A 25,763-nucleotide genomic window follows, 5' to 3' on the forward strand; every position below is an offset into this window, starting at 1 on the left:
CTAGCGGAAGCTCTTCCAGCCCCCGGCGGGCTGCTGGCCGACCTCCAGGCCCTGGAGCTTCGCGAGCACCTTCGGGTCCTGCACGTCGAGCCAGTCGACGAACTGGCGGAACGACACGAGCCGCACGTCCTTCTTGCCCGCGATGTGCTTCAGCGCCTCCTCCACGGCATCCATGTAGATGCCGCCGTTCCACTCCTCGAAGTGGTTGCCGATGAAGAACGGCGCGCGGTTGGTCTCATAGGCGCGCTTGAAGCCGGCTATGTAGGACTCCGTGGCCTGCTTGCGCCAGCCCGGGTAGTTGTGCGCGGGCGCCTTCGTCGAGTTCTTCGACTGGTTGGCGAGGATGTTGTAGTCCATCGACAGGACCTCGAAGGAGTGCCCGGGGAAAGGCATGGCCTGCAGGGGCAGGTCCCAGACGCCCATCTTCTTCTGGGGCCACTTCTGGCGGCCGCCGGGCGAGGACGCGTCATAGCGCCAGCCGAGCTTCTTCGCCGTCGGGAGCAGATTGTCCTGACCGAGCAGACAGGGCGTGCGGCCGCCGACGAGTTCCTTCTCGTAGTCGAAGGGCAGCGACGGCAGATCGGTCCAGCCGGTGTTCGTACGCCACTTCTTCACAAAGGACTTGGCCTGGTCGATCTCGTCCTGCCATTGCGCGGACGTCCAGTTGGCGACGGTACCCGTACCCGTGCAGAAGTGCCCATTGAAGTGCGTGCCGATTTCATGGCCCTCGAGCCAGGCCTGCCGGACGTACTTCAGGGTGTCCTTGATGTGACCGTCGGTGAGATAACCGATGTCGGAGGCGCCGACCGCGTTGTTCGGCGGCCGGTACATGCGCTTCTTCGATTCCGGAAGCAGATAAAGCCCGGAGAGGAAGAACGTCATGTGCGCGTCGTGGTCCTCGGCGAGCTTCAGAAAGCGCGGGAACAGACCGTTCCCCACTTCGCCCGCGCCGTCCCAGGAGAAGATCACGAACTGCGGGGGCGTCTCGCCCGGCTCCAGCGGGACGGGCTTGCCCGGCTGACGTGGCTGCTTGCCGGTGTAGGCGGTCGACCCGTCACCGATCGGCTTGGCCGGGCGCTTCTCGGCACCGGCGCCTTCCCCGGCCTTTCCCGCGGACTTCGACGAATCGCCGCCGCCCCCGGAGCCGCACGCCGCGAGCCCGAAAGCGGCGGCCGTGCCCGCTCCGAGACCGAGCATTCCCCTGCGGCTGATGTCGCGCATTCCTACCCCATTCGTCGCGCCCTTGGATCCGTTCCTGCCGTATCTGCCATGCAAGAGGGACGACCCGTTAGAGGGCGCGACGAACAGTGGGGTTCCGGACAAGCCGCATTTATTTACGGTTATTTGCCGGACGGGACATACAGTTGCCGAGCGATTACACGCGGTTGCTCACAGGCCGGTTTATCAGGCCCCGAATGCCTTGCTGTTGCCCTTATTACTGCCCTTCACGGGCTTGGCACCGGCACGCAGATGTGCGGGCACGAGATCCCGGGCCGGCTCGCTGTAACCCACCGAGACGATTCGGTCGCCGCGGTACGTGAACGTCGTCAGCGAGGCGAGCGTGCACTGCCGCTTGCGCGGGTCGTGCCACAGCCGCCGCTTCTCCACGAAGCTGCGCACGATCCAGATCGGCAGCTGGTGGCTGACGCACACCGCCTCGTGCCCGCGGGCCGCGTCCTTCGCCGCGTCCAGGGCGCCCATCATCCGCACGACCTGCTCGACGTACGGCTCGCCCCAGGACGGCTTGAAGGGGTTGACGAGGTGCTTCCAGTTCTCCGGGTTCTTCAGCGCGCCGTCGCCCACCCCGAAGGTCTTGCCCTCGAAGACGTTGGCCGCCTCGATGAGACGGGCGTCGGTGGCCAGGTCGAGGCCGTGCGCCTTGGCGATCGGCGTCGCCGTCTCCTGGGCGCGGTCCAGCGGCGACGCGACGACATGCGTCACGTCACGGTGGGAGAGGTGCTCCGCGACGCGGTCGGCCATCTGCCGGCCGAGCTCGGACAGGTGGTAGTCGGGCAGCCGCCCGTACAGGATCCCGTCCGGGTTGTGGACCTCACCGTGGCGCATCACGTGGACGACGGTCAGCTCGTCGCCCGCCGGGGTGCCGGTCATGCGGTGGCCTCCGTCGCTTCCGCGGCCGCGCGCGCGGCACCCGGCAGGGCGGCGGCGATCCGCTCGACCGCCCGCTCGTCGTGGGCGGTCGACACGAACCACGACTCGAAGGCCGACGGAGGCAGATAGACGCCCTGCGACAGCATCGAGTGGAAGAACGCGGTGAAGCGGAAGGACTCCTGCGCCTTCGCGTCCTCGTAGTTCCGCACCTCGCGGTCGGTGAAGAAGACGGAGAACATGTTCGACGCGTTCTGCACGCGGTGCGCGACGCCCTCCTTGGCGAGCGCCTCGGTCACCAGGCCGCGCAGCTGCTCGGAGACGGCGTCGACCTTGGCGTACGCCGCGTCGTCGAGGAGCCGCAGCTGCGCGAGGCCCGCGGCCGTCGCGACCGGGTTCCCGGACAGCGTGCCCGCCTGGTAGACGGGGCCCGCCGGGGCGAGGTGCGCCATGACGTCGGCGCGGCCGCCGAAGGCCGCCGCGGGGAAGCCGCCGCCCATGACCTTGCCGAAGGTCATCAGGTCGGGCTTGACCCCGTCCACGCCGAACCAGCCGGCCTTCGACGTACGGAAGCCGGTCATCACCTCGTCCGAGATGTACAGCGCGCCGTTCTTGGCGCAGGCGGCCTTGAGGCCCTCGTTGAAGCCGGGGCGCGGGGGCACCACGCCCATGTTGCCGGGCGACGCCTCGGTGATGACGCACGCGATCTCACCGGGGTGCTTGTGGAACGCCTCCTGCACCGCTTCGAGGTCGTTGTACGGCACGACGATGGTGTCGCCCGCCTGGGCGCCGGTGACGCCCGGCGTGTCGGGGAGACCGAGGGTCGCCACGCCCGAACCCGCCGAGGCGAGCAGCGCGTCGACGTGTCCGTGGTAGCACCCGGCGAACTTGATGACCTTGGCGCGGCCGGTGAAGCCGCGGGCCAGCCGGATGGCGGACATGGTCGCCTCGGTGCCGCTGGAGACGAGCCGCACCTGCTCGACGGGCTCGATGCGGGCCACGATCTCCTCGGCGAGCGCGACCTCGCCCTCGCCGGGCGTGCCGAAGGAGGTGCCGTGCGACACGGCCTCCTGCACGGCGGCGATCACCTCGGGGTGGGAGTGACCGAGGATCATCGGACCCCACGAACACACGAGGTCGACGTACTCGCGGCCGTCGGCGTCAGTCAGGTACGGACCGGTACCGGACACCATGAAACGGGGCGTACCACCCACAGCGCGGAACGCGCGCACGGGAGAGTTCACACCGCCGGGCGTCACGGCCGCCGCACGGTCGAAAAGAGTCTGCGAAACTGGGGCGCTATACGGGAAGCTCACACGAGCCATGGTGTCAGAGCGTCCGGACATCCTGCGGACAGGTGTTTCACTCCACGTTTTAGAGGGTGACCGCGGGGGAGGTCACTGACACGATGATCGGGTTGCGTGGCGGGGGCCGCGAGGCCTAGAAAAGACAGGGCCGTGCCGCCCTGGCAAAGCAGTCGGGTGGAGATATGCATCGCGGTGGCGGACTGGGCGAGGGGACCGACGGCCTGGGCCCCCGGCGTGCCCGGCGGGGCAAGCACCGGCGCGAGGCGGAAGCGGAACCGGCGCAGGCGTCCGACCAGACGCTCGGCGCTTCCGGCGAGTCCCGGCGGGACCGGGTGACCAGCAGGAGTGGCGGGGTGGGGGTGACGTACAAGTACTTCGGAGCCCCGGACGGCGCCACCGCCGCCCGCGTGCCGATCTCGATGCGGCCCGAGGAGCTCGGCGGCGACGAGCTCGGCATGGGCGGCATGTTCACGAAGATCAAGCCGGAGACGATGGCCGCGATGGTCCTGACCGGCATCGAGGGCATACCCCTGCACAAGGTCCCCCCGCTCGAACTGGTCGTCCTCCACCCGGACTACGCCGTGGTGAAGCTCCCCATGACCGTCGTCGACCCGCTGCGCGGCGTCGGCGAGGAGTCGGTGGGCGCCGCGGCGTTCATCTGGTCCACCGTCCCGGACCGCGGCGGCCCGCGCGACGCCTTCAACGTGTACCAACTCCTCCACGAGTGGCAGGACTTCAGCCACCGCCTGCACGACGCGGGCCATCAGGCGTACTGCCTGGTCTGGCCCTGACGCTTGTTCACTCCACTCTGAGCGCGGCGAGTTGCTGCTCGAAGGGGACGACCTCGAAGCCGCCGTTCGGGTCCACCGACGTGATCGCACCGGTCAGCGAGCGGGGCGCGATCGCCGCGGCCGTGTCCGTGTCGGGCACCGCGCCACCGGCCACCGGCGCCTCCTCGCCGCCGGGCGCCATGAAGCGCGCCAGCTCCGTGCCCGCGCGGGTGATCCGCGCCGCGAGGCCCTCCTCGCCCCAGTCCTCCGACGCCGCGTACACGGCGGTCGGCAGGACCAGTGCCCGCAGGTAGCTGAAGAGCGGCCGCAGGGCGTGCTCGGTGACCAGCGAGTGCCGCGCGGTGCCGCCGGTCGCGCCGATCAGCACCGGCTTCCCGGTCAGCGCGTCCTTGTCGAGCACGTCGAAGAACGACTTGAACAGTCCGCTGTACGACCCGGAGAACACCGGCGTGACGGCGATCAGCCCCTGCGCGCCGGCCACCGCGTCGAGCGCGGCGGCAAGACGGGCGGGCGGGAACCCGGTGACGAGATGCCGGGCGATCTCCGTCGCCAGGTCCCGCAGCTCGATCACCTCGACCTCCACCTCGGCGCCGGCGTGGCGTGTCGTGGCGGCCGCCAGCCGGTCGGCGAGCAGCCGGGTGGACGAGGGCTGGCTCAGCCCCGCGGAGACGACGACGAGCTTCATGCGGTGACCTCCTTCTGGACCTGCTGGGCCTGCTGGGCCTGCTGGGCCTGCTGGGCCTGCTGGGCCTGCTGGTTCTTGCGGGCGGCGTGGGTCGGCGCGTCCGGGACGCCGGCCGGGCGGTTCTTCGCGAACTCCTCGCGCAGCACCGGCACGACCTCCTCGCCGAGGATGTCGAGCTGCTCCAGGACGGTCTTCAGCGGCAGCCCCGCGTGGTCCATCAGGAACAGCTGTCGCTGGTAGTCGCCCACGGTGTCGCGGAAGGCCAGCGTCCGCTCGATCACCTGCTGCGGGGAGCCCACGGTGAGCGGGGTCTGCTCGGTGAACTCCTCCAGGGACGGCCCGTGGCCGTAGACCGGCGCGTTGTCGAAGTAGGGCCGGAACTCCCGCACCGCGTCCTGGGAGTTCTTGCGCATGAACACCTGCCCGCCGAGCCCGACGATCGCCTGCTCCGGCGTGCCGTGCCCGTAGTGCGCGTACCGCGACCGGTACAGCTCGACCATCTTCGCGGTGTGTTCGGCGGGCCAGAAGATGTTGTTGTGGAAGAAGCCGTCGCCGTAGTACGCGGCCTGCTCGGCGATCTCCGGGGACCTGATCGAGCCGTGCCAGACGAAGGGCGCGACACCGTCGAGGGGCCGGGGCGTCGCGGTGAACGACTGCAGCGGCGTACGGAACTTGCCCTCCCAGGTCACCACGTCCTCGTCCCAGAGCCGGCGCAGGAGCGCGTAGTTCTCGATGGCGAGGTTGATGCCCTGGCGGATGTCCTTGCCGAACCACGGATAGACCGGGCCGGTGTTGCCGCGCCCCATCATCACGTCGACGCGCCCGTCCGCGAGGTGCTGGAGCATCGCGAAGTCCTCGGCGATCTTCACCGGGTCGTTGGTGGTGATGAGGGTGGTCGAGGTGGAGAGGACGAGCCGCTCGGTGCGGGCGGCGATGTAGCCGAGCATCGTGGTCGGGGACGACGGCACGAAGGGCGGGTTGTGGTGCTCGCCGGTCGCGAAGACGTCGAGGCCGACCTCCTCGGCCTTGAGGGCGATGGCGACCATGGCCTTGATCCGCTCGGCCTCGGTCGGCGTGCGGCCGGTGGTCGGGTCGGTGGTCACGTCGCCGACGCTGAAGATCCCGAACTGCATGGCTGGCTCACTCTCCGCGGGTCCGCGTTTTGTTTACGGTTCAACTATACCCGCAGAACGAGGGCCCGGGCCGACCTATTCCCGGCACGGATCCTCGGTCGGCGGGCGCCCCTTCACCGGCCCGCACTTGTCAGACCCCACACCTACGGTGAGGCAATGGACCAAGCGCACCGATCGCACCGATCACAGCCCGCGTCACCGGGCCGGCCACCGGCAATCCATCTCGAACCCTGGACCGACGAGGGTGGCCTCGCGCTGCTCCTGCGGCTCAACACCCCGGAGATGACGGAACATCTGGGCGGCCCGGAGACCCAGGAGAAGGTGGTCGACCGCCACCGCCGCTATCTCCGGCTCGACGACAAGGGCCGGATGTTCCGCATCACGGCCGACGGGCGGACGGCGGGCTCGATCGGGTTCTGGGAGACGACCTGGCAGGGCGAGCCGGTCTGGGAGACCGGCTGGGGCGTCCTGCCCGAGTTCCAGGGCCTGGGGATCGCCGCGGGCGCGGCGCGCCTGGTGATCGAGGAGGCGAGGGCGGCGGGCCGCCACGCCCACCTGCACGCGTTCCCCGCGACGGACCACGGCGCGTCGAACGCGGTGTGCCGCAAGGCGGGCTTCACGCTGCGCGGCGAGTCGACGGTGGAGTACCCGAAGGGCAACTGGCACGCGTGCAACGACTGGCGGGTCGTACTGCGGTGAGGTGAGGCGGCCCGGGAGGGGGACACGGACGGGGCAGGGCGCCCCACCCGCCCGAATCGCCTTGACAGCGCGGGGGCGCCACCCTCACATTTATCTGCGTCACGCAGCTTATGCGTAACGATACTTAGGCTTTACGAAACTTATGCGTTACGCAGTCAAATCGCCCGCCCCGTCGGCAAGCACCGCACAAGAGGTGCGCCGCTGCGCCGCTCCACACCCAAGGACTCACGTGACCACCACGTCCACGGACCCGGCCCCGATCCCGACCCCACCCCTGGCCCAGTCCCCCTCCGCCCGCCGCCGATGGGCGATCCTCGCCGTCGTCCTCGCCGCCGACATCCTCGATCTCGTCGACGCCACCATCACCAACATCGCCGCCCCCGCCATCACCGAGGACCTCGGCGGCGGCCCCGCCCTGATCCAGTGGCTCGGCGCCTCCTACGCGCTGGCGCTCGGCGTCCTGCTCGTCGTCGGCGGCCGGCTCGGCGACCGGTACGGGCGCCGCCGCCTCTTCCTCGTCGGCCTCGCCGGCTTCACGCTCGCCTCGCTCGTCTGCGGCCTCGCCCCCACGCCCGAGACCCTCGTCGCCGCCCGGCTCGCACAGGGCGCGTTCGGCGCGCTCGTCATCCCGCAGGGGTTCGGGATCCTCGGCGCCACCTGGCCCCGCGAGCACATCGGCAAGGCCTACAGCCTCTTCGGGCCCGTCATGGGCCTCTCCGCCGTCGGCGGGCCCGTCCTCGCCGGGTTCCTCATCGACGCCGACCTCGGCGGCCTCGGCTGGCGTCCCATGTTCCTGATCAACCTCGTGCTCGGCGGCGCCGCGCTCCTCGCCGCCGCCCGCCTCCTGCCGAAGGACGGCGGCGACCCCGCCACCTCCGTCGACGGCCCAGGCTCCGCACTCCTCGGCGCCGCCATGCTCGGTCTGCTCGCCGGCCTCATCGAAGGCTCCGCCAACGGCTGGGCGGCCGCCCCCGTCCTCCTCATCGCCGCCGGACTCATCGCCTTCGCCCTCTTCTGCCGGCGCCAGACCACCGCGCGGAACCCGCTGATCCGGCCCTCGCTGCTGCGCAACCGCGGCTTCACCTCGGGCCTCGTCCTCGGCGTCGTCTTCTTCGCCGCCGTCTCCGGACTGCTCTACGTCATCTCGCTCTTCCTGCAACAGGGCCTCGGGCTCTCCCCCTCCGACACCGCGCTCGGCCTGCTCCCCCTCTCCGCGGGCATCGTCGTCGCGTCCATCGCCTGCTACGGCCTCATCGGCAGGTTCGGCCGCACCCTCGTCCTCGCGGGCCTGCTGATCACGCTCACCGGCACCGGCTGGCTGCTCGCCCAGACCGCCGCCACCGGCACGGAGACCGGCAGGTGGGCCCTCGTCCCGCCGCTGCTCGTCATCGGCGTCGGCATGGGCACCTGCTTCGGCACCGTCTACGACGTCACGATCGGCGACATCGCCCCGGCGGAGGCGGGCAGCGCGAGCGGTTCACTGAGCGCGGTGCAGCAGCTCGCCAACGCCGTCGGCGCGGCCACCGTCACCACCGTCTTCTTCAAGACAGCGGGCGGCGGCGCCGGGCACGCCATGACCGTCAGCCTCGCCGTGGTCGCGGGCGTGACGCTGCTGTGCGTCCCCCTCGTACGCCTGCTGCCGCGCAAGGCACCGGAAGGACAGCACTGACGCCACGCAACCCGGGCGCCCCGCGTCGGACCGGCCCGTCAGCCGTCCAGCTCCCCGCCGCGGATCCGCTCCACCTGCGCCCCGCTGAATTCCACCGTGCGCTTCATATGGCCGATGAGCAGGGCGAGTTCGTCGTCGTCGAGCCCCTCGAAGAGCGCGTACCAGCCGCCGCTCAGCTTTCCCCACATCCGCCCGAACTCGGCCACCTTCTCCGGCACCGTCGCGACGAGCACCCGGCGCCGGTCGGCGGTGTCCCTTTCGCGTACGACGTAGCCCGCCTTCTCCAGGCGGTCGACGAGCCGCGTCGCCGATCCCGTCGTCAGCCCGGTCAGCTCCGCGACACGGCCGGTGGTGACGGGGCCGCTCTCCAGGCTGAGGAGGTTCAGACACTGCACGTCGGTGGGGTGCAGCTTCAGATGGTCGGCGACGGCCTGGTTGAAGAGGGCGTACGAGGCCATGTAGCGCCGCGACTCGACGGACAGCTCGCTCATCAGCAGCCCACGTCGGCCGTCGGCCGGCCGCCCGCTCTCCCCTTTGCCGTCTTTGTCGTCCGCCATGACGGGCACGCTCCTCCAGGAGGTCCATAGCTGCGTCGGACAGCAATCGTACGACGCACGTATCAGCGGCGCAGGCGCGTCGGAAGGGACATCACAGGTGACGTCAGACGTGATCAGAAGTGATAGGTGTCCCCGGTGTCGAGGGCCAACACCGCGTGCTCGTTGTTCCGCTGGTTCAGGTCCGCGGCGCCGCCCTCCGCCTCCGTGCCGATCCGCACGCTCACCGCGTCCGGCTCCCCCACCGTCCGGACCACGATCTCCACCGGCTCCCCCTTGGCCCCCGCGGCCAGCGCGCCCGTGCGGCACACCACCGCGCTCGTCCCCGACGCCAGACACGTCCCCGGCAGCGTCCGCACCTCCGCCACCGGCACCGACCAGCGCACGCGCACGGTGGCGTCGGCGAGGTCCGCGGGCCCGTGGTTCTGCGGCACGAACCGCACCGTCACGACGCCCTCGCGCACGGACACGTCACCGTGGAAGGCGAGGTCGGCCTCGGGGTCGCCGGGCAGGGCGGCAGCCGCGCCGCCGCCGAGGACCATGCCCACGGCAGCCGCCACGAGCGCCGCACCGCCGCACCACACACCCGCACGAGGAACCCGCACAGCAACCTCCGCCTCCGCCCCCGTCGGCCGAAACTTCCACTCCGTCCCGATACATGCCACTCCGCCGGCCCGGGAACACCGCATGCCACCCTGTTGACCATGCTCATCGTCCGCTCCGCCGCCCTCTTCGTCCTCGCCGCGCTGTTCGAGATCGGCGGCGCGTGGCTCGTCTGGCAGGGCGTGCGCGAGCACAAGGGCTGGGCGTGGATCGGCGCGGGCGTCATCGCCCTCGGCGTCTACGGCTTCGTGGCCACGCTCCAGCCCGACGCCGAGTTCGGCCGCATCCTCGCCGCGTACGGCGGCGTCTTCGTCGCCGGCTCGATCGCCTGGGGCATGGTCGCCGACGGCTACCGGCCCGACCGGTGGGACGTGACCGGGGCGCTGATCTGCCTCGCGGGCATGGCCGTGATCATGTACGCACCGCGCACACGCTGACGCACCCGCGGGCCCGCCGACCCGCACGCATATCCTGACGAGGACCGACCCCGGCGTACGCCATACGCCAGACGTCATCCGCCGTACGCCGTACCCCTGCCCGAGGAGCGCCCATGACCGCCGCAGCCAACCGCATCGCGATCATCACCGGCGCGAGCAGCGGTATCGGTGCCGCCACCGCCCGCGGCCTCGCCGCCGCCGGCTACCGCGTCGTCCTCACCGCGCGCCGCAAGGACCGCATCGAAGCGCTCGCCGCCGAGCTGAAGGACGCCGGACACGACGCGATGGCGTACGCGCTCGACGTCACGGACCGCGCCGCCGTGGACGAGTTCGCCACCGCCTTCCGCAAGATCGCGGTCCTGGTGAACAACGCGGGCGGCGCGCTGGGCGCCGACCCCGTCGCGAGCAGCGACCCGGCCGACTGGCGCCAGATGTACGAGACGAACGTCATCGGCACGCTCAACGTCACCCAGGCGCTCCTGCCCGCCCTCACCGCGAGCGGCGACGGCACGGTGGTCGTCCTCTCCTCGACCGCCGGGCACGGCACATACGAGGGAGGCGGCGGCTACGTGGCCGCGAAGCATGCCGAGCACGTCCTCGCCGAGACCCTGCGCCTGGAGATCGTCGGCACCCCCGTCCGCGTCATCGAGGTCGCGCCCGGCATGGTCAAGACGGACGAGTTCGCGCTGACCCGCTTCGGCGGCGACGCCGAGAAGGCCGCGAAGGTCTACGCGGGCGTCGCCGAGCCGCTCACCGCCGACGACGTGGCGGACACGATCACCTGGGCGGTGACCCGCCCGCCGCACGTCAACATCGACCTCTTGGTGGTCCGCCCGCGCGCCCAGGCCTCCAACACGAAGGTCCACAGGGAGTCCTGACGATGCGGCTCCCCGGCGACGACCCCGGCAGACCGGCGTACTCCGCGGACTCCCCCGACCCCCTGGAACGCCTCACCCACGAACACGAGGCCCGCTCCCTCGCCGAGGAGGCGAAGAACGAACGCCTGGTCTGGTGGTACCTGGCGTACTTCCTCTTCGGCATCCACATCGTCGCGTTCATCATGATCTACGCGGTCACCCACGCGAAGTGACGGCGGGCTCAGCCCTTCCCGCAGAACGGGCTCAGCCCTTCACGCAGACGACCTGCTTCAGCTTCGCCACGACCTGGACGAGGTCCTTCTGCTGGTCGATGACCTGCTCGATCGGCTTGTACGCGCCCGGGATCTCGTCCACGACGCCCGAGTCCTTGCGGCACTCGACGCCCCGCGTCTGCTCCTCCAGGTCCTTCGTCGAGAAGCGGCGCTTCGCCGCGCCCCGGCTCATGCGCCGGCCGGCGCCGTGCGAGGCGGAGTTGAAGGACGCTTCGTTGCCGAGGCCCTTCACGATGTACGAGCCGGTGCCCATCGAGCCCGGGATGATGCCGTAGTCCCCGCTGCCGGCGCGGATGGCGCCCTTCCTGGTGACCAGGAGGTCCATGCCGTCGTAGCGCTCTTCGCTGACGTAGTTGTGGTGGCAGGAGATCTCCCGCTCGAACATCGGCTTGGCCTTCTTGAACTCCTTGCGGATCACGTCCTTGAAGAGCGCCATCATGATCGCGCGGTTGTACTTCGCGTACTCCTGGGCCCAGAACAGGTCGTTGCGGTACGCCGCCATCTGCGGGGTCTCCGCGATGAAGACCGCGAGGTCGCGGTCGACCAGGCCCTGGTTGTGCGGCAGCTGCTGAGCCACGCCTATGTGGTGGTCGGCGAGCTCCTTGCCGATGTTCCGGGAACCGGAGTGCAGCATCAGCCAGACCGCGTCCGACTCATCAATACAAAATTCAACGAAATGATTTCCGGAGCCGAGCGTTCCCATTTGCTTGGCCGCGCGCTCCTCGCGGAACCTGACCGCTTCCGCGACCCCCTCGAACCGGCCCCAGAAGTCCTCCCACCCGGCCGTGGCCATGCCGTGGAAGCGCTCCGGCGCTACGGGGGCGTCGTGCATGCCGCGCCCCACCGGGATCGCCTGCTCGATTTTCGAGCGCAGGCGGGACAGGTCGCCCGGCAGGTCATTGGCGGTGAGCGACGTCTTGACGGCGCTCATCCCGCAGCCGATGTCGACGCCGACCGCAGCCGGGCAGACCGCGCCCTGCATGGCGATCACCGAGCCGACCGTCGCACCCTTGCCGAAGTGGACGTCCGGCATGACGGCCAGGCCCTTGATCCACGGCAGCGTCGCCACGTTCTGGAGCTGGCGCATCGCCGCGTCCTCGACCGTGGCCGGGTCCGCCCACATCCGGATCGGTACCTTCGCCCCCGGAACCTCTACATGCGACATATCGCCCTCATTCCCCCGCAATTATCCCTAATCAACGGTAATCAACCACAAGCCAAGAAGCGCAAATACCGGCGCCAAGGTCGACGAAAGGGGTGACGGACCGGCGTCCACGGCAGCGCGTGCGATACACATTGTGTCCACCGGCCGCCCACCAGCGGCAACCCAATAACCAGGCAGAGCCAGGCGAGAGGAGCCATCACGGTGCAGCGGAAGGCCAAGGCCCGGGTACCCGGCGTCGCCGCACTCATCGCGGTGCTGCTGACCGGCTGCACCGGTGGGTCCGGCGACGCCGGGGGCGACGACTCCAAGCCGGGTGACAGCGGCAGCTCGACCGCCGTCGCCCAGCCCGGCAAGTACCGCACGCTCCCCGAGCCCTGCGGCGAGGTCGACACCGACACCCTCGACGCGATGCTGCCCGGCATCGCGGAGATGGAGGACGCCGAGCAGCGCGAGAAGGCGTACGAGGGCACACCGACGGGGACGTACGACACCGACCGGCGCGTGGGCTGCCGCTGGAAGGTCGAGTCGTCCGGCGCCTCCCACCACCTGCTGATCGACTTCGAGCGCGTCGTCTCGTACGACGGCACGGTCAGCGACGACGCCCGCGCCGCCGAGGTCTACGCGACGAAGCTGCGCGAGGCGGGCCTCACCCGGCCGACCGGCACGTCCTCGGAGGACACGTCCCCCACCGCCGAGGACTCCGAGGCGGGCGACAAGCCCCAGGGCGGGAAGAACGGCCGCAGCGACGACGACAAGGGCGAGAAGGGCAAGAAGGGCGAGAAGGGCAAGAAGGACGACAAGGACAAGGAGTCGGGGAGTCCTGACGCCGGGGACGAGTCCTCCCTGTCCGCCACTCCGCCCCCCGGCCTGGAGCCCCGCACCCTCACCGACCTCGGTGACGAGGCGTTCCTCGACGACGCCCTCACCACCTCCGCCTCGGCCTCCCGTCACCGCACCGTGACTGTGGTGTTCCGCACGTCGAACGTCGTCGTGACCATCGAGTACGACGAGCAGCCCGGCCGTCGCACTGACGTCCCCGACAGCAAGGAAATGCAGGACAAGGCGCAGGAACTGGCCGACACGCTGGCCGGGGAGTTCGACGAGTAGGGAAGGGGCGTGGCGGGCGCGGACGGGGCCCCTGCTGCCGTGAAGCGGAGTCGTCCGTCGCCCCATGCGCGTACCGTGGCCCCTCGGACCCGACGACGTCACGAGACGAACTGGACGTCACGAGACGAACAGAGTGAAGGAACCATGCACCGACCTGCACAGCGAAAGCGACAGCTCCGCAGCCGCCTCCTCGTCTGCGCGGCCGCCGTACCGGCGATCCTCGTCGCCGGTTGCTCCTCCGACTCCGGCTCCGACTCCGGATCCGACGGGGCCAAGAAGGACGCGGGCGCCAAGGCCTCGGCCTCGGCCAAGGCCGGCGACAAGGCTCCGACCGTGGAGAAGGCGGCGTACGCCAAGCTTCCCGAGCCCTGCGAGGTCCTGTCGAAGAAGACGCTCGAGGACCTGGTGCCGAAGGCGAAGGACAAGTCCGGCAAGGCGGGCACGTCCACCGACACGGCGCTGCGCGGCAGCTGCTCCTGGGACAGCCTCGACAACAACGGCGTGGACGGCTCGCAGTTCCGCTGGCTGCGCGTCTCGCTGATGCGTTTCGAGTCGGACCCCTCGCTCGGCAGCGGTGCGAAGCGCGCCCAGGAGAACTTCGCCAAGCAGGTCGCGGACGCCCAGGCGATCAAGGACGCGAAGGGCGTCAAGGCGGAGCCGGTGCAGGGCGTCGGCCAGCAGGCGACGCTCGTGCGGTACGACCTGAAGAAGGACAAGGACACCTTCAAGCAGCAGACGTTCGTGACCCGCGTGGAGAACGCGGTCATCACCGTCGACTTCAACGGCGCGGGCCTCGCGGGCGACAAGTCCCCGGACGCCGGCAAGCTGGGGAAGGACGCGCAGAAGGCGGCCAAGGAGGCCGCGGAGGCGGTCGTGGCCGCCAATGAGGGTGACGGCGGCAAGGGTGGCAGCAAGGCGTCCTCCGACCCGAGCGAGAAGCCGAAGGCCGACGACCCGAAGGGCGACGACCCGAAGTCCGACGACGGCAAGTCCGACGACAGCAAGTCGGACGACGCGAAGGCCGACGACGCCACGGCCAAGAAGAAGAGCAGCAGCAAGGCCTGACGAGCGCGCCGGTGAACTCGCGCCGCGAGCAGGCACGTTGAAGGAGCCCGGCCCCGGGGGGCCGGGCTTCTGGCGTACCGGCACACGGCCTTCCGCACACGTGTGCCAGGCTGTCGCTCGCAAACAAGCGCAAACAAGCCGACACAGGCCTTGAGACAGGGACTTGAACAGGGAGGGGTTCGCGGGTGGCCGCGATGCAGCTGACACGCACGCACCGGATACTCATCGGGGTGGTCGTCGCCGGAGCGGTCGTCATCGCCGGGATCGGCTTCGCCGGGTCGTACGCGGCGGTGCGTGAGCTCGCCGAGAAGAAGGGTTTCGGCGACTTCTCGGCGGTGTTCCCCATCGGCATCGACGCGGGCATCTGCGTTCTGCTCGCCCTCGATCTCCTGCTGACCTGGCTGCGCATCCCCTTCCCGCTGCTGCGGCAGACGGCGTGGCTGCTCACGGCGGGCACGATCCTCTTCAACGCCGCCTCCAGCTGGGGCGATCCGCTCGGTGTCGCCATGCACGCGGTGATCCCGGTGCTGTTCGTGGTCGCCGTCGAGGCGGCGCGGCACGCGGTGGGCCGGATCGCGGACATCACCGCCGACAAGCACATGGAGGGCGTACGCCTGACCCGCTGGCTGCTCTCCCCCGTGCCCACCTTCAAGCTGTGGCGCCGGATGAAGCTGTGGGAGCTGCGCTCCTACGAGCAGGTCATCAAGCTGGAACAGGAACGTCTCGTCTACCAGGCGCGCCTGCAGGCCCGGTTCGGCCGCTCCTGGCGCCGCAAGGCGCCGGTCGAGTCGCTGATGCCGCTGCGCCTCGCGCGCTACGGCGTTCCTCTCGCGGAGACCGCCCCGGCGGGGCTCGCGGCGGCGGGCATCGAGCCGGTGCTGCTGCCGCCCGCCCCCGCGGTCTCGACGGTGAAGTCCGTCGGCGAGTCGCAGCAGCCGCAGCTGGCCGCCGGGCCCGCGGAGGCCGCCGCGCCCGAGCCCGAGTCCGGGCCCAAGCCCGCCCAGGGGCCGGAGCAGGAACCGGAGCCGGAGCCGCAGCACCCGGAGGAGATGCTCCCGGTGGCCAACCACACGAGCCCCTGGTTCGCGGCGCACAACGCGTCGTACGCGCCCGTGGCTCCGTACGACGAGTGGTACGCCGAGCAGGAGCGGCAGCACGAGCAGCAGGCGGGCGGCGCCGACGGCGAGCACGGTCCGGAGTTCCCCGTGCCGAACGGCGCGGGCGGCACGCGTCCGCTCGGCGACGGCATCCCGCAGCCAGACCCCGGCACCGTGCCTGCCCCCGCTCCCGCCCCTTCCGACGAGGACCTGTACCAGGTGTTCCGTCAGTCGATAGAGGGTGAGGGCATGCCGACTCCGGGCGCGTTCGCGGCGAACGCGGAGGCGGCCTTCGGTCTGCGCCTCCAGTCGCGCGAGCTGAACAACTACATGGACCGGTTCTCGGCCCGCCTGGAGAACGAGTTCGTGGAAGACCACATCGCGTAGTCCCTCCGCATGGCGTGTACAGGTACCGTGAAATTTTGACGTTCAGTCGATTCTCGACCATCTGTCACCCATAATTTCCCCATGCGGACATCCCAGAGGAAGACACGAGAAGTAGCAGAGCGCGACCAGGCGCTCGTGCGCCTGGCGCTGGACATGATCAGCAGGGACGGCTTCCACAACCTGACCCTGGGGAAGCTCGCCCAGGAGGCGGGTTACTCGAAGGGCACGGTCTACAACCACTTCGCCTGCCGCGAGGACCTGCTCATCGAGCTGTCCGCCGAGAGCGCGCGCCGCCAGCTGCGCTATTTCCAGGCCATCGCGGATCTGCCGTGGAGCGGCACCCGGGCGCTGTACGGCATGGCCTTCGCGTATCTGCACCACGCGGTGGTGGCCCCGGTGCTGTTCGAGTGCAGCATCACCGCGCGCACGGACGCGGTCTGCCGGACGGCGTCCGAGGACCGGATGACCCGGCGCGACCTGGTCGAATCCCAGATGGCGCAGGTGGTCGGCTTCGCCGTGCAGCGCACGGTGGCGGACGGCGCGTACCGCAATCCCGACGTGCCGACCGACGTGGCGGTGGACGCCCTGCGCGCCTACATCCTCGGGTACGCGGCGATGCATCTGCTCTCCCGCCGCTTCCTGTGGGCCGACGAGGAACACCTGGACGGCCGGCTCGCCGTCATGGCGTCGATGATGGGCGGCCTCGGCTGGCCGAAGCTCGACAAGGCGGAGCTGGCGGAGATCCACAAGGTCGTGGTCGGCATCGTCGGCGACATCACCCGGGACTACGAGACGGGCCGGTAGCACACCCCTCCCCTCCCCCTCGCCTCCCCTCCACCAAGCTCTGACCATCTCTTTGCCGACTCATTAAATGAACTGGGCGTCAAAAAACGACCAGTAGTCAATAATTGAGTCGTGCTCAGCCGCCGGGCTGGGCAGATGCGAATGGAGGGGCTATGCGCATCAACATCGCCCGCCGCGGCAGTGAGCTGTGGCAGGCGTGCACCGATCTCGCGAAGGATCGTTACGCGCGCGACTACCAGGCGCGGATCGAGCCGTCGCCGGACTGCTACATCGCTCTGTGCGCGGACACGGAGGGCGCCGGGGACACGGAGGGCGCCGGGGGCCCGGTCCCGCTGGCGTGTGCGGGTCTGACCTACGGGGGCACCAAGGACCTGCTGATCGAGAGTTACCTCGGCGGCCCGGTGACGGACCTGCTCGCCGAGCGGTCGGGAGAGAAGTGCCGGCCCGCCGACCTGATCGAGGTGGGTCCGCTCGCCTCGCGCGAGGCGGGGGCCGGCCGTGAGCTGATCCGGATGGTGCCTGCGCTGGTCTGGTGCAACGGCGCCTCGTACCTGCTGTGCACGGTCACCGCTCCGCTCGCGCGGATGCTGGACCGTATCGGCATTCGGTTCACCGGTGTGGCCGAGGCCCGCGAGGACTCCCTCCCGCCGGAGCAGCGCGGGAACTGGGGGACGTACTACGACACCGCTCCGGTCGCCGGCTATGTGGACCTGCGCGCCTTCGACGCGGGCCTCGGCCGGCAGGCGGGCGCGGGCTACCACCTCGCCGTCACCTGGGGGCAGGAGAGCGCGCTGGCCGGGGCCGGCCAGGGGGTGGACGCCCGATGAAGGCCGTGCGGGACAGTCTGCTCGCCGCCGAGCACCGCGACCGGATCCTGGTCGAGCGGCTCGCCGCGGACGGCACGACCGCCGAGACGTACACCTACGACCACATCGCCCGCTGGGCGGCGGCACTTCACCGCTGCCTGTCCGAGCCGGGCAGCCCGTACGCCACGCCGTCCGGCGCCCGGATCGGGCTCGTCGCGGGCAACGGACCCGAGTGGGTCGCCGCCGACCTGGCGCTCCTGCTGGGCGGTCTGGTGGAGGTGCCGGTGCCGCTGGCGTTCTCCGCCGAGCAGGCCGGGTCGCTGCTGCGCGAGGTCCACCTGTGTCTGGCCGACGAGGCCGGGGCCCACAAGCTCCACGAGTGGGGCCTCGCCGAAGCGCTCACGATCATCCCGATCGGCGAACACGCGGGTGGGGCCCACGCCGATCCCCAGCTGCTGCCCGCGCCCTCCGACGAGCGCATCATCAAGATCATTCATACGTCGGGGACCACCGGGACGCCCAAGGGCGTGAAGATCAGGGCCGGCGCACTCGGCGCCCTGCTGGAGTCACTGCACTCCGTTTCCCCACCCGGCGTGTACGCGCGCTATCTGTCGCTCGTACCGTTCAGCCTGCTCATCGAGCAGGTCACCGCGGTGTACTTGCCGCTGCTCAGCGGCGGCCGGATGGTCCTGCTGCCGGACACGGCCGCGCTCCTCGGCACGGCGGGCTCCCGCGCCGACGACGTCGTGGCGTGGCTGCGGGCGGCGCGCCCGACCGCCGCCGTGCTGCCGCCCGCGGCGGTGAGCGCGCTCGACAAGGCCGTCCGCGAGCCGGGCGCGGACGCCGACGCGCTGCTCGGTGCGGGGCAGCGGCCGTTCCTGATGGCAGGGGGCGCGCCTGTCGACGTGGAGGCGCAACTGCGGCTCGACGCGGCGGGGTTGCGGGTGCACGAGGGGTACGGCCTCTCGGAGAACAGCTCGGTGGTGTCCTGGAACACGCCCGAGCACTGGCGGCCGGGCACGGTGGGCAGACCGTTGCCGCACTGCCGGGTGAAGCTCTCGGCGGAGGGGGAGCTTCTGGTCACGTCGACGTCGCTGTTCGCGGGGTACACCGTGGAGGATCCGACCAGCCGCCCCGTGGACGCGGAGGGCTGGCTGCACACGGGGGACCGGGCGGAGATCGACGAGGACGGGTACATCCGGATCCTCGGCCGGCTGAAGAACGTCATCATCACCAGCCACGGCAGAAACGTTTCTCCGGAGTGGGTCGAGGGGAATCTGCGCAGCTGTTCCGCCGTCGTCGACGCTGTCGTGTTCGGCGAGGGCATGGAGCACCTGGTCGCGGTCCTCGTCACGCCCGACGACGTGGCGGCGGAGACGGCGCGGGAGCAGGCCCGGGCGTACGCGGAGGCGCACCTCGCCGAGACCGACCGTCCCGAGATGTTCGTCGTCGTGCAGGACGGCCGCGCCTTCCGCGACCGGTACTTCACCGTGACCGGCCGCCCGCGGCGGCAGCTCATCTACGACGACTTCGTGCCGGGCGCCGTGCCCGCGCCTGGCGGCGGCGCGCGGCTGACGGCGGCGCGTGGCTGACGGCACCTCGCAGCTGACCGCAGCACGCGGCAGTCGGCAGCGCGGTTGTCGACGGCCCGCGGAACACCGCACCTCGCGGCACACGGCAGCCCGCGGTTGCCGACGGCACGCGGCTGACGGCAGCGCGGTTGTCCACGGCATGTGGCTGACCGCAACGCGTGGCTGACGGCAGCACGGTTGTCGACGGCACGCGGCTGGCCGCAGCCCGCGGCTGTTGGTGGCGCGCAGCTGACCGCACCTCGCGCCAGACGGCAGCGCGGTTGTCGACGGCACGCGGCTGGCCGCAGACCGTGGCTGACGGCAGTCCGTGGCTGACGGCAGCGCGGTTACCGACGGCACGCGGAACACCGCACCTCGCGGCAGACAGCAGCGCGGTTGTCGACGGCACGCGGCTGATGGCAGCCCGCGGCTGACGGCAGCGCGTGGCTAACGGTCGCGGCTGACGGCAGCCCGCAGCGCGCGGCTGACGGCGGCCCGAAGCTGACCGCAGCCCACGGCTGACGGCAGCCCACGGCAGACGGCAGCCCACGGCTGTCGACGGCCCACGGCAGACGGCGGCACGCAGCTGATGGCGGCACGCGGCTAGACGCAGTCCGCCTCGACGCAACCCGCCTCTCACCACAGCGCCGGGCTCGCCACAGCGCGCCCGGCTCAACGCAGCGCCGACGCAGCACAGCACCAGCACAACGCGGCACCGGCGCAACCCAGCACCGGCTCAACGTAGCGCCAGCACAACGCAGCGCCGGCGCAACCCAGCGCCGGCTCAACGCCGCGTCGGCGCACCCGAGTGCACAGCAAATGATCAACAGGGGGATCACTTTCCATGGCAACGCTCACCCACAACGCCCTTCGTCTGACCTCCATCGGTGACGGCGACGGCATGATGATCAATCCGGCCGGCGGGACGGCCGGTTTCGCCGAGCTGTACGAGGCGGGCCTCGACCAGCTCCTCGCCGACGCGGGTCACCTCCTCATCCGCGGCTTCGACCCGGGTGTCGAGGAGTTCAACGAGCTCGTGCGGCGCTACAGCTCCCGTACGACGCTCGACCCGGCCCGCACCTTCCACGGCGACGCCGCGCAGAAGGTCGACTCCGGGCACGACCCGATCGGCCTGCACCTGGAGAACGGGGCGACGCCGTTCGCCCCCGACCTGCTGTGGTTCCACTGCGTCAAGGCGGCCAGGTCCGGCTCGGAGACGACCGTCTGCGACGGGTTCCGGGTCTGGGACGCCCTCTCCGAGCGGTCGCGCGAGCTGTTCGCCGCCCAGCCGGTGAAGTACACGCGCAACGTGCCCAGGGAGATGTGGCAGCGGCTCGCCGCCCACCTCGCGGGCGGTGGGCTGCAGCCCGACCAGATGGAGGTGTCCAGCCTGTACGCGCTGGCGAACGACGGCGCGGACGCGACCTTCACCGAGGAGGCGGACGGCAGCCTGACCTACACGTACACCGTGTACGTCGCCCACCCCACCCGCTGGTCGACCCGCACCGCGTGGGCCAACAGCCTGCTGGGCCCCTCCTTCAACTACGAGGCCCCCGAGATCCGCTTCGCCGACGGCTCCCCGATCCCCGACGCCGTGATCGCCGAGTACGCGGAGGTCACCGAGGCCGTCACCGAGGAGATCGCCTGGGAGGACGGCGACATCGTCCTCATCGACAACTCCCGTGTCATGCACGGCCGCAGGGCCATCACCGACCCCGACCGCACCATCCTCAACGCACAGAGCTACGCCAGGAGCTGACCATGAAGTACGGCATCGTCATCCGCTACGAATTCGACGCGTCGTGGCTGCGGCTCAGCAGGGACGAGCGCAACGCCAACGAGCAGGTCTTCCAGAAGGAGATCGTCGGGCCCTTCGCCGACAAGCTGTCCGTGCGGCACTTCGACGCGGAGGCCTTCTCCACCGACTACTCGGACTTCCTGTTCGTGGAGACCGACGACCTCACGTCCTACTACTACTTCATCGAGAAGCTCCGCGACAGCGACTTCATCGCGCATGGCTGGGTGCGCCTGCGCGACATCTCCATCGGCATCCAGGACGGCTACAAGGAGTACGAGAATGACAACGCCTGACCAGTTCGACGCCATCGCGGACGCCGTCCGTGCCGAGCTGGCCTCGGTGACCCGGCTCGCCCACATCAACACGTTCCACCCGGGCGCCTTCGACTGGGCGGAGGCACGCACCCCCGAGGAGCTGGCGTACGTCTCCACCGTCGCGTACGGCGAACCGGGCCACGAGGAGCAGGCCGTCGCCTACCTCACCAAGGAACTCGCCCAGCTCGCCGAGATCGAACGGCACGTGAGCACGGTCATGGCCATGGTCATGGGCGAGCTGCACGACCTGCGGGACGCGGTCAACGTCGGCCACGAGCTGCACCACGCCCTGTCGTGCTTCGCGGCCGAGGAGATCCAGCACGCGAACACCTTCTACCGGTACGTGCGCGCGCTCTCCGGCAATGAACCGCGCGTCGACAAGGCCCTGTTCGACGAGCGCCTCGACGTCTTCCGCACCGACGACCACCCGTACGTGAAGCTGGTCGCCCTGTGCTGCTCGGCGTACGTCGGCGAGTCCGTCATCACCGTCTTCGAGCACCGCGCCGACGCCCTCGACCCGGGGCGCGAGCGGTTCTTCACCCGGCTGCTGCACACGCACGGCCTGGACGAAGCCCGGCACGTGAAGATCGACCACGTCGCCATGAAGCTGATCTACCCGGCACTGACCGCTCCGCAGCAGGCCCGCGTACGCGAACTCCTCGACCAGATCGAGGAGTTGAACCGCAAGCTCGCCGACTCCTTCCAGGCGGCCACCGAGCGGATCCTCGGCATCGACTTCGTGACGGGCAACCCGGCCGCCGCCGTCCAGCTGGAGATGACCAAGGCGTTCGGCGGCAAGGTCTTCGCCGCCGACGGGACGCTGCACACCGTCGACGAGATCCTCGACGACGAACTCAGCGACATGATCACCGCGTTCTCCGGCACCGCGCGCGTCCACGCGGCGGGCATTCCGCCGCTCGCCGCCCCGGTACCGCCGCTCGTCGGGGCTCCCCAGTGACCTCGTCGACGGTGAGCACGGACGCGGCCCCGCAGGCCCCGGCGGCGGGCCGCGCCGCCGCCACGGGCCGGATCGCGGTGGCGGCGGCCGTGCTCGCCCTGCTCCTCGCGGCCATGGACGCCACCGTGATGGGCACGGTGCTGCCCAGCGTCCTCGCGGACGTCGGCGGCGGCTCCGGCGGCGGGTACGCCTGGCTGGTGTCCGGGTTCATGCTGGCCCAGGTCGCGGGCACCCCGCTCGCGGGCTGGGTCTCCGACCGGCTCGACGACCGGGTGCTCGCCATCGGCGCGACCGTGGTCTTCCTCGCCGCGTCCGTCGTCGCCGGGCTCGCCGACTCCTTCGGGGTGCTGGTCGCGGCGCGCGTCCTGCACGGGCTGACCGCCGGGGCGATCGTCGTGTCCAGCTACGTCATCGTCGGCCGGGTCTTCGGGCCCGAGCGGCGCGCCAAGGCGCAGTCCATGCTGAGCATGGTCTGGGGCGTGGCCGCGGTGCTCGGCCCCGTCGTCGGCGCGAGCCTCACCGAGGCGTGGGGCTGGCGCTGGGTGTTCCTCGTCAACGTGCCGCTGTGCGTGCTGGTCGTCGTCGCGATCGCGGTCGCGCTGCCCCGGCGCGCCGGCCACGAGGACGGTGCGGCCGCGCGCAAGGGCTTCCCGGTCGGGGAGTACGCCCTGGTCACCGGCGGCTCCGCGCTGTTCCTCTGCGGCCTGCAGGGGAGCTCGCTCGGCATCGGGACCGCGGGCGGGGCGGCCGCGGTGGTCGTCGGGCTGCTCGCCCTGGCGCTGGTGCGCCGCTGCGGCGGCAGCCTCGTCCCGCGGCAGATGTTCGCCCGGACACCGTCGGCGGGAGCGGCGCTCGCCACCGTCGGCGCGTGCGTCGTCATGTACGCCACGGTGACCGTGCTGCCCGTCCGGCTCGCCGAACGGGGCATGTCCACCGCGGGGGTCGCCGTGGTCGTCGGCCTCTCGGCGCTCGGCTGGGTGGCCGGCAGCGCCGTGACGGGCGGGCTGATCGCCAAGCGCGGCTACCGCCCCTCGATGGTCGCGGGCGCGCTCGCGCTCCTCGCCAGCGCCGCCCTCAGCGCCACCGGCGAACTCCCGTGGCTGGCCGGACTGTTGGCGGGCGTCGGCACGGGTGCGGTCACGGCGGCGACGCTCGCCCTGATCCAGGACCAGTCCCCGCCCGCGCAGCTCGGCGTGGCGACGTCGGCGGCGACGATGCTGCGCAACATCGGCTCGGCGGCGGGCGTCAACGGCATCGCGGCCCTCTCCGCGGCGGTCGCCACCTCGTCGTCGCACGACGGCGACCGGGCGTTCTGGGTCCTTGCAGCCGTTGCCGCGGTCACCGTCCTGCTGCCGGCCCTGTCCGCGCCCAAGCGGCGCGCGACCGTGGCCTGAGCGGGCCGAAGACGGGCTCTCAGGCGCGGGCCTTGCGGCAGTGCTTCGACGTCTCGCCGTAGAGGGCGAGCCCCGCGCCCACCACGAAGAGCGCGGCGTACAGCGGTGTGGGCACGTCCCACCACTTGTGCAGCATGCCCCAGGGGCCGTCGCCGAACAGCCGTCCGGCGACGCCCAGGCCGCCCTGAATTCCCACGACCCAACCGACGATGGCGATGATCTCTCTCATACGTCCACGATCGGCCACGGATCCGGGGCGCACGTCCTGCCTCCGGCCGAATCCGCGGTAGTCCGAAGGATGCACTACGCACGGCAAAGGCCCCGTTCCACCCGGAACGGGGCCTTGCTGTCTCACCGGGGCGCTAGGCGCCCAGCAGCTTGCGCACGCGGTCCGCACCGACCGCGAGGAGCAGCGTGGGCAGGCGCGGGCCGGTCTCCCGGGTGACGAGGAGGCGGTACAGGAGCGCGAAGAACGAGCGCTGCGCCACCTTGATCTCCGGCGGGAGCTCCTTCGCCGTCGCGTCCGCCGAGAAGCCCGCCTGCACCTTCGGCACGCCGTAGACGAGGTGGGTGAGGCCGTCCAGGGACCAGTGCGAGTCCAGGCCCTCCAGGAGGAGGCGGAGCGATTCGCGGCCCGCGTCGTCCAGCGAGCCGAGCAGCTCGGTGTCCGGCTCGGAGCGGACGATGGTGCGGGCCTCGGCCGGGACCTGGGTGGTGATCCAGTTCTCGGCGCGGTCCAGGCGGGGCCTGGCCTCGTCGAGGGACGTGATCGGGTCGGACGGGTCGAGGTCGCGCAGGATCCGCAGCGTCTGGTCCTCGGCGCCCGCGGTGATGTCGGCGACGGAGGCCAGCGTGCGGTACGGCAGCGGGCGCGGGGTCCGCGGCAGCTCACCGGCGGCGGTGCGCACCGCGCGGGAGTGCGCGGCGGCGTCTGCGGGCAGCGCCGAGCCGTCGGCGACCTTCGCCTCCAGCTTGTCCCACTCGTCGTAGAGCCGCTGGATCTCCTGGTCGAAGGCGATCTTGAAGGACTGGTTCGGCTTGCGGCGGGCATACAGCCAGCGCAGGAGCGGCGCCTCCATGATCTTCAGGGCGTCGGCCGGGGTCGGCACGCCGCCCTTGGAGGACGACATCTTCGCCATGCCGGAGATGCCCACGAAGGCGTACATCGGGCCGATGGGCTGAACGCCGTCGAAGATCTGCCGGACGATCTGGCCGCCGACGACGAAGGACGAGCCGGGCGAGGAGTGGTCCACGCCGGACGGCTCGAAGACGACGCCCTCGTACGCCCAGCGCATGGGCCAGTCGACCTTCCAGACCAGCTTGCCGCGGTTGAACTCGCTGAGCAGGACGGTCTCGCCGAAGCCGCACGCCGTGCAGGTGTAGACGAGCTCGGTGGTCTCGTCGTCGTACGAGACGACGGTGGTCAGGTCCTTCTCGCACTGGCCGCAGTAGGGCTTGTACGGGTAGTACCCGCCGGAGCCGCCGCTGCCGTCGTCCTCGCTGGCCGCGCCGGAGCCCTCGGCGGCCTCCAGCTCGGCCTCGTCGACGGGCTTCTGCTGCTGCTTGCCCTTGCCGGCCTTGGCGGGGTCCTTCTTGGTGCGGTACTGGTCGAGGATCGCGTCGATGTCGGCGCGGTGCTTCATCGCGTGCAGGATCTGCTCGCGGTAGGCACCCGACGTGTACTGCTCCGTCTGGCTGATCGGGTCGTACTCGACGCCGAGCTCGGTGAGCGCCTCGGCCATGGCGGCCTTGAAGTGCTCGGCCCAGTTCGGGTACGCGGATCCGGCCGGGGCCGGGACGGACGTCAGCGGCTTGCCGATGTGCTCGGCCCAGGACTCGTCGATGCCGGGGACGCCGGCCGGGACCTTGCGGTACCGGTCGTAGTCGTCCCAGGAGATCAGGTGGCGGACCTGGTACCCGCGGCGGCGGATCTCGTCGGCGACCAGGTGCGGGGTCATGACCTCGCGGAGGTTGCCGAGGTGGATCGGGCCCGAGGGGGAGAGTCCGGAGGCGACGACGACCACCGGCGCGGCGGCGCCCTCGTGTTTCGCGCCCGGGGCACGACGCTCCGACTCGGCGATGACCTCATCCGCATAGCGGGAGACCCAGTCGGTGGTATCGGTGCTCTGAGCCACGATCGGCACGCCTTTCCTCTTCTACGTG

At 70.8% G+C, this 25,763-nt stretch carries 26 protein-coding genes; 16 read left to right on the top strand and 10 right to left on the bottom strand.

Annotation, left to right across the window (positions count from 1 at the left end):
- The 3 genes from ACH4D5_RS38190 to hemL form a co-directional block, all read right to left on the bottom strand.
- Window positions 1–1,221 (bottom strand): hypothetical protein, encoded by a 1,221-nt coding sequence (locus ACH4D5_RS38190; RefSeq protein WP_398312641.1) that lies wholly within the window; start codon window positions 1,219–1,221, stop codon window positions 1–3.
- Between the two features lie 183 nt (window positions 1,222–1,404).
- Entirely contained in the window at window positions 1,405–2,109 is a 705-nt protein-coding gene (locus ACH4D5_RS38195; RefSeq protein ID WP_398312644.1) for a histidine phosphatase family protein, read from the bottom strand.
- On the bottom strand, window positions 2,106–3,431 hold the full coding sequence (gene hemL / locus ACH4D5_RS38200) for a glutamate-1-semialdehyde 2,1-aminomutase (protein WP_398312647.1): 1,326 nt from the start codon (window positions 3,429–3,431) through the stop codon (window positions 2,106–2,108). Before hemL ends, ACH4D5_RS38195 begins: the two co-directional genes overlap by 4 nt.
- 335 nt (window positions 3,432–3,766) lie before the next feature.
- Between hemL and ACH4D5_RS38205 the strand changes: the two genes are divergently transcribed.
- Window positions 3,767–4,204 (top strand): hypothetical protein, encoded by a 438-nt coding sequence (locus tag ACH4D5_RS38205; protein WP_030565229.1) that lies wholly within the window; start codon window positions 3,767–3,769, stop codon window positions 4,202–4,204.
- Window positions 4,205–4,211: 7 nt separating this feature from the next.
- On the opposite strand, the gene ACH4D5_RS38210 is transcribed toward ACH4D5_RS38205, so the two are convergent.
- The gene (locus ACH4D5_RS38210) at window positions 4,212–4,889 is read right to left on the bottom strand and encodes a CE1759 family FMN reductase (RefSeq protein WP_398312650.1); all 678 of its coding nucleotides are present in this window, start codon (window positions 4,887–4,889) and stop codon (window positions 4,212–4,214) included.
- Window positions 4,886–6,022 (bottom strand): LLM class flavin-dependent oxidoreductase, encoded by a 1,137-nt coding sequence (locus ACH4D5_RS38215; RefSeq protein ID WP_398312653.1) that lies wholly within the window; start codon window positions 6,020–6,022, stop codon window positions 4,886–4,888. The genes ACH4D5_RS38210 and ACH4D5_RS38215 overlap by 4 nt, the downstream gene beginning before the upstream one ends.
- A 156-nt stretch (window positions 6,023–6,178) precedes the next feature.
- On the opposite strand from ACH4D5_RS38215, the gene ACH4D5_RS38220 reads away from it, so the two are divergent.
- Window positions 6,179–6,721: a GNAT family N-acetyltransferase gene (locus ACH4D5_RS38220; RefSeq protein WP_398312656.1), complete on the top strand. Its 543-nt coding sequence runs from the start codon at window positions 6,179–6,181 to the stop codon at window positions 6,719–6,721.
- Between the two features lie 229 nt (window positions 6,722–6,950).
- Window positions 6,951–8,390 (top strand): MFS transporter, encoded by a 1,440-nt coding sequence (locus ACH4D5_RS38225; protein ID WP_398312659.1) that lies wholly within the window; start codon window positions 6,951–6,953, stop codon window positions 8,388–8,390.
- Between the two features lie 38 nt (window positions 8,391–8,428).
- On the opposite strand, the gene ACH4D5_RS38230 is transcribed toward ACH4D5_RS38225, so the two are convergent.
- Window positions 8,429–8,947, bottom strand: coding sequence for a MarR family winged helix-turn-helix transcriptional regulator (locus tag ACH4D5_RS38230; RefSeq protein ID WP_398312662.1), 519 nt, complete (start codon window positions 8,945–8,947; stop codon window positions 8,429–8,431).
- Window positions 8,948–9,060: 113 nt separating this feature from the next.
- Window positions 9,061–9,504 (bottom strand): hypothetical protein, encoded by a 444-nt coding sequence (locus ACH4D5_RS38235; protein WP_398312665.1) that lies wholly within the window; start codon window positions 9,502–9,504, stop codon window positions 9,061–9,063.
- A gap of 144 nt (window positions 9,505–9,648) precedes the next feature.
- Between ACH4D5_RS38235 and ACH4D5_RS38240 the strand changes: the two genes are divergently transcribed.
- The 3 genes from ACH4D5_RS38240 (at window position 9,649) to ACH4D5_RS38250 (ending at window position 11,074) form a co-directional block, all read left to right on the top strand.
- The gene (locus ACH4D5_RS38240; protein WP_398312667.1) at window positions 9,649–9,984 is read left to right on the top strand and encodes a YnfA family protein; all 336 of its coding nucleotides are present in this window, start codon (window positions 9,649–9,651) and stop codon (window positions 9,982–9,984) included.
- 113 nt (window positions 9,985–10,097) lie between these two features.
- Window positions 10,098–10,862, top strand: a complete 765-nt coding sequence (locus tag ACH4D5_RS38245) for an SDR family NAD(P)-dependent oxidoreductase (protein WP_398312670.1) — start codon at window positions 10,098–10,100, stop codon at window positions 10,860–10,862.
- Between the two features lie 2 nt (window positions 10,863–10,864).
- Window positions 10,865–11,074 (top strand): hypothetical protein, encoded by a 210-nt coding sequence (locus ACH4D5_RS38250; RefSeq protein WP_150217018.1) that lies wholly within the window; start codon window positions 10,865–10,867, stop codon window positions 11,072–11,074.
- Window positions 11,075–11,105: 31 nt separating this feature from the next.
- Here the strand turns inward: ACH4D5_RS38250 and ACH4D5_RS38255 are convergent, their stop codons facing one another.
- Window positions 11,106–12,299 (bottom strand): RtcB family protein, encoded by a 1,194-nt coding sequence (locus ACH4D5_RS38255; protein ID WP_398312674.1) that lies wholly within the window; start codon window positions 12,297–12,299, stop codon window positions 11,106–11,108.
- Window positions 12,300–12,500: 201 nt separating this feature from the next.
- Here ACH4D5_RS38255 and ACH4D5_RS38260 point away from each other — a divergent pair, with 201 nt between their 5' ends.
- The 10 genes from ACH4D5_RS38260 (at window position 12,501) to ACH4D5_RS38305 (ending at window position 23,600) form a co-directional block, all read left to right on the top strand.
- Window positions 12,501–13,406 (top strand): DUF3558 domain-containing protein, encoded by a 906-nt coding sequence (locus ACH4D5_RS38260; protein WP_398312677.1) that lies wholly within the window; start codon window positions 12,501–12,503, stop codon window positions 13,404–13,406.
- 144 nt (window positions 13,407–13,550) lie between these two features.
- Window positions 13,551–14,471, top strand: a complete 921-nt coding sequence (locus tag ACH4D5_RS38265) for a DUF3558 family protein (protein ID WP_398312680.1) — start codon at window positions 13,551–13,553, stop codon at window positions 14,469–14,471.
- A gap of 194 nt (window positions 14,472–14,665) precedes the next feature.
- The gene (locus ACH4D5_RS38270; RefSeq protein WP_398312683.1) at window positions 14,666–15,955 is read left to right on the top strand and encodes a DUF2637 domain-containing protein; all 1,290 of its coding nucleotides are present in this window, start codon (window positions 14,666–14,668) and stop codon (window positions 15,953–15,955) included.
- Between the two features lie 81 nt (window positions 15,956–16,036).
- A complete protein-coding gene (locus ACH4D5_RS38275) occupies window positions 16,037–16,759 on the top strand; it encodes a TetR/AcrR family transcriptional regulator (RefSeq protein WP_398312686.1) in 723 nt (240 codons plus the stop codon).
- A 152-nt stretch (window positions 16,760–16,911) separates the two neighbouring features.
- A complete protein-coding gene (locus ACH4D5_RS38280) occupies window positions 16,912–17,586 on the top strand; it encodes a thermostable hemolysin (protein ID WP_398312689.1) in 675 nt (224 codons plus the stop codon).
- Window positions 17,583–19,157: an AMP-binding protein gene (locus ACH4D5_RS38285; protein ID WP_398312691.1), complete on the top strand. Its 1,575-nt coding sequence runs from the start codon at window positions 17,583–17,585 to the stop codon at window positions 19,155–19,157. The genes ACH4D5_RS38280 and ACH4D5_RS38285 overlap by 4 nt, the downstream gene beginning before the upstream one ends.
- Window positions 19,158–19,980: 823 nt before the next feature.
- Complete coding sequence (locus ACH4D5_RS38290) at window positions 19,981–20,895, top strand: TauD/TfdA family dioxygenase (RefSeq protein ID WP_398312693.1); 915 nt, start codon at window positions 19,981–19,983, stop codon at window positions 20,893–20,895.
- A gap of 2 nt (window positions 20,896–20,897) precedes the next feature.
- A complete protein-coding gene (locus tag ACH4D5_RS38295; protein WP_398312695.1) occupies window positions 20,898–21,227 on the top strand; it encodes a darcynin family protein in 330 nt (109 codons plus the stop codon).
- The gene (locus tag ACH4D5_RS38300; RefSeq protein WP_398312697.1) at window positions 21,214–22,206 is read left to right on the top strand and encodes a hypothetical protein; all 993 of its coding nucleotides are present in this window, start codon (window positions 21,214–21,216) and stop codon (window positions 22,204–22,206) included. The genes ACH4D5_RS38295 and ACH4D5_RS38300 overlap by 14 nt, the downstream gene beginning before the upstream one ends.
- An 11-nt stretch (window positions 22,207–22,217) precedes the next feature.
- Window positions 22,218–23,600: an MFS transporter gene (locus tag ACH4D5_RS38305; protein WP_398312699.1), complete on the top strand. Its 1,383-nt coding sequence runs from the start codon at window positions 22,218–22,220 to the stop codon at window positions 23,598–23,600.
- A gap of 19 nt (window positions 23,601–23,619) precedes the next feature.
- Here the strand turns inward: ACH4D5_RS38305 and ACH4D5_RS38310 are convergent, their stop codons facing one another.
- Complete coding sequence (locus ACH4D5_RS38310) at window positions 23,620–23,829, bottom strand: hypothetical protein (RefSeq protein ID WP_398312701.1); 210 nt, start codon at window positions 23,827–23,829, stop codon at window positions 23,620–23,622.
- 133 nt (window positions 23,830–23,962) lie between these two features.
- Complete coding sequence (gene lysS / locus ACH4D5_RS38315; RefSeq protein ID WP_398312704.1) at window positions 23,963–25,744, bottom strand: lysine--tRNA ligase; 1,782 nt, start codon at window positions 25,742–25,744, stop codon at window positions 23,963–23,965.
- Window positions 25,745–25,763 lie beyond the last annotated feature (19 nt).

The sequence above is a fragment of the Streptomyces sp. NPDC018029 genome (genome assembly GCF_044327655.1).
In the GTDB taxonomy this organism is placed as follows: domain Bacteria; phylum Actinomycetota; class Actinomycetes; order Streptomycetales; family Streptomycetaceae; genus Streptomyces.

What these genes read in the sequence shown, in the direction of transcription:
- ACH4D5_RS38310 (WP_398312701.1), bottom strand. Translation starts at nt 23,829, where the DNA reads ATGAGAGAGATCATCGCCATCGTCGGTTGGGTCGTGGGAATTCAGGGC.
- ACH4D5_RS38250 (WP_150217018.1), top strand. Translation starts at nt 10,865, where the DNA reads ATGCGGCTCCCCGGCGACGACCCCGGCAGACCGGCGTACTCCGCGGAC.
- ACH4D5_RS38190 (WP_398312641.1), bottom strand. Translation starts at nt 1,221, where the DNA reads ATGCGCGACATCAGCCGCAGGGGAATGCTCGGTCTCGGAGCGGGCACG.
- ACH4D5_RS38230 (WP_398312662.1), bottom strand. Translation starts at nt 8,947, where the DNA reads ATGGCGGACGACAAAGACGGCAAAGGGGAGAGCGGGCGGCCGGCCGAC.
- ACH4D5_RS38290 (WP_398312693.1), top strand. Translation starts at nt 19,981, where the DNA reads ATGGCAACGCTCACCCACAACGCCCTTCGTCTGACCTCCATCGGTGAC.
- ACH4D5_RS38295 (WP_398312695.1), top strand. Translation starts at nt 20,898, where the DNA reads ATGAAGTACGGCATCGTCATCCGCTACGAATTCGACGCGTCGTGGCTG.
- ACH4D5_RS38275 (WP_398312686.1), top strand. Translation starts at nt 16,037, where the DNA reads ATGCGGACATCCCAGAGGAAGACACGAGAAGTAGCAGAGCGCGACCAG.
- ACH4D5_RS38245 (WP_398312670.1), top strand. Translation starts at nt 10,098, where the DNA reads ATGACCGCCGCAGCCAACCGCATCGCGATCATCACCGGCGCGAGCAGC.
- ACH4D5_RS38265 (WP_398312680.1), top strand. Translation starts at nt 13,551, where the DNA reads ATGCACCGACCTGCACAGCGAAAGCGACAGCTCCGCAGCCGCCTCCTC.
- ACH4D5_RS38220 (WP_398312656.1), top strand. Translation starts at nt 6,179, where the DNA reads ATGGACCAAGCGCACCGATCGCACCGATCACAGCCCGCGTCACCGGGC.
- hemL (WP_398312647.1), bottom strand. Translation starts at nt 3,431, where the DNA reads ATGGCTCGTGTGAGCTTCCCGTATAGCGCCCCAGTTTCGCAGACTCTT.
- ACH4D5_RS38285 (WP_398312691.1), top strand. Translation starts at nt 17,583, where the DNA reads ATGAAGGCCGTGCGGGACAGTCTGCTCGCCGCCGAGCACCGCGACCGG.
- ACH4D5_RS38255 (WP_398312674.1), bottom strand. Translation starts at nt 12,299, where the DNA reads ATGTCGCATGTAGAGGTTCCGGGGGCGAAGGTACCGATCCGGATGTGG.
- ACH4D5_RS38270 (WP_398312683.1), top strand. Translation starts at nt 14,666, where the DNA reads ATGCAGCTGACACGCACGCACCGGATACTCATCGGGGTGGTCGTCGCC.
- ACH4D5_RS38210 (WP_398312650.1), bottom strand. Translation starts at nt 4,889, where the DNA reads ATGAAGCTCGTCGTCGTCTCCGCGGGGCTGAGCCAGCCCTCGTCCACC.
- ACH4D5_RS38195 (WP_398312644.1), bottom strand. Translation starts at nt 2,109, where the DNA reads ATGACCGGCACCCCGGCGGGCGACGAGCTGACCGTCGTCCACGTGATG.
- ACH4D5_RS38300 (WP_398312697.1), top strand. Translation starts at nt 21,214, where the DNA reads ATGACAACGCCTGACCAGTTCGACGCCATCGCGGACGCCGTCCGTGCC.
- ACH4D5_RS38280 (WP_398312689.1), top strand. Translation starts at nt 16,912, where the DNA reads ATGCGCATCAACATCGCCCGCCGCGGCAGTGAGCTGTGGCAGGCGTGC.
- ACH4D5_RS38240 (WP_398312667.1), top strand. Translation starts at nt 9,649, where the DNA reads ATGCTCATCGTCCGCTCCGCCGCCCTCTTCGTCCTCGCCGCGCTGTTC.
- ACH4D5_RS38215 (WP_398312653.1), bottom strand. Translation starts at nt 6,022, where the DNA reads ATGCAGTTCGGGATCTTCAGCGTCGGCGACGTGACCACCGACCCGACC.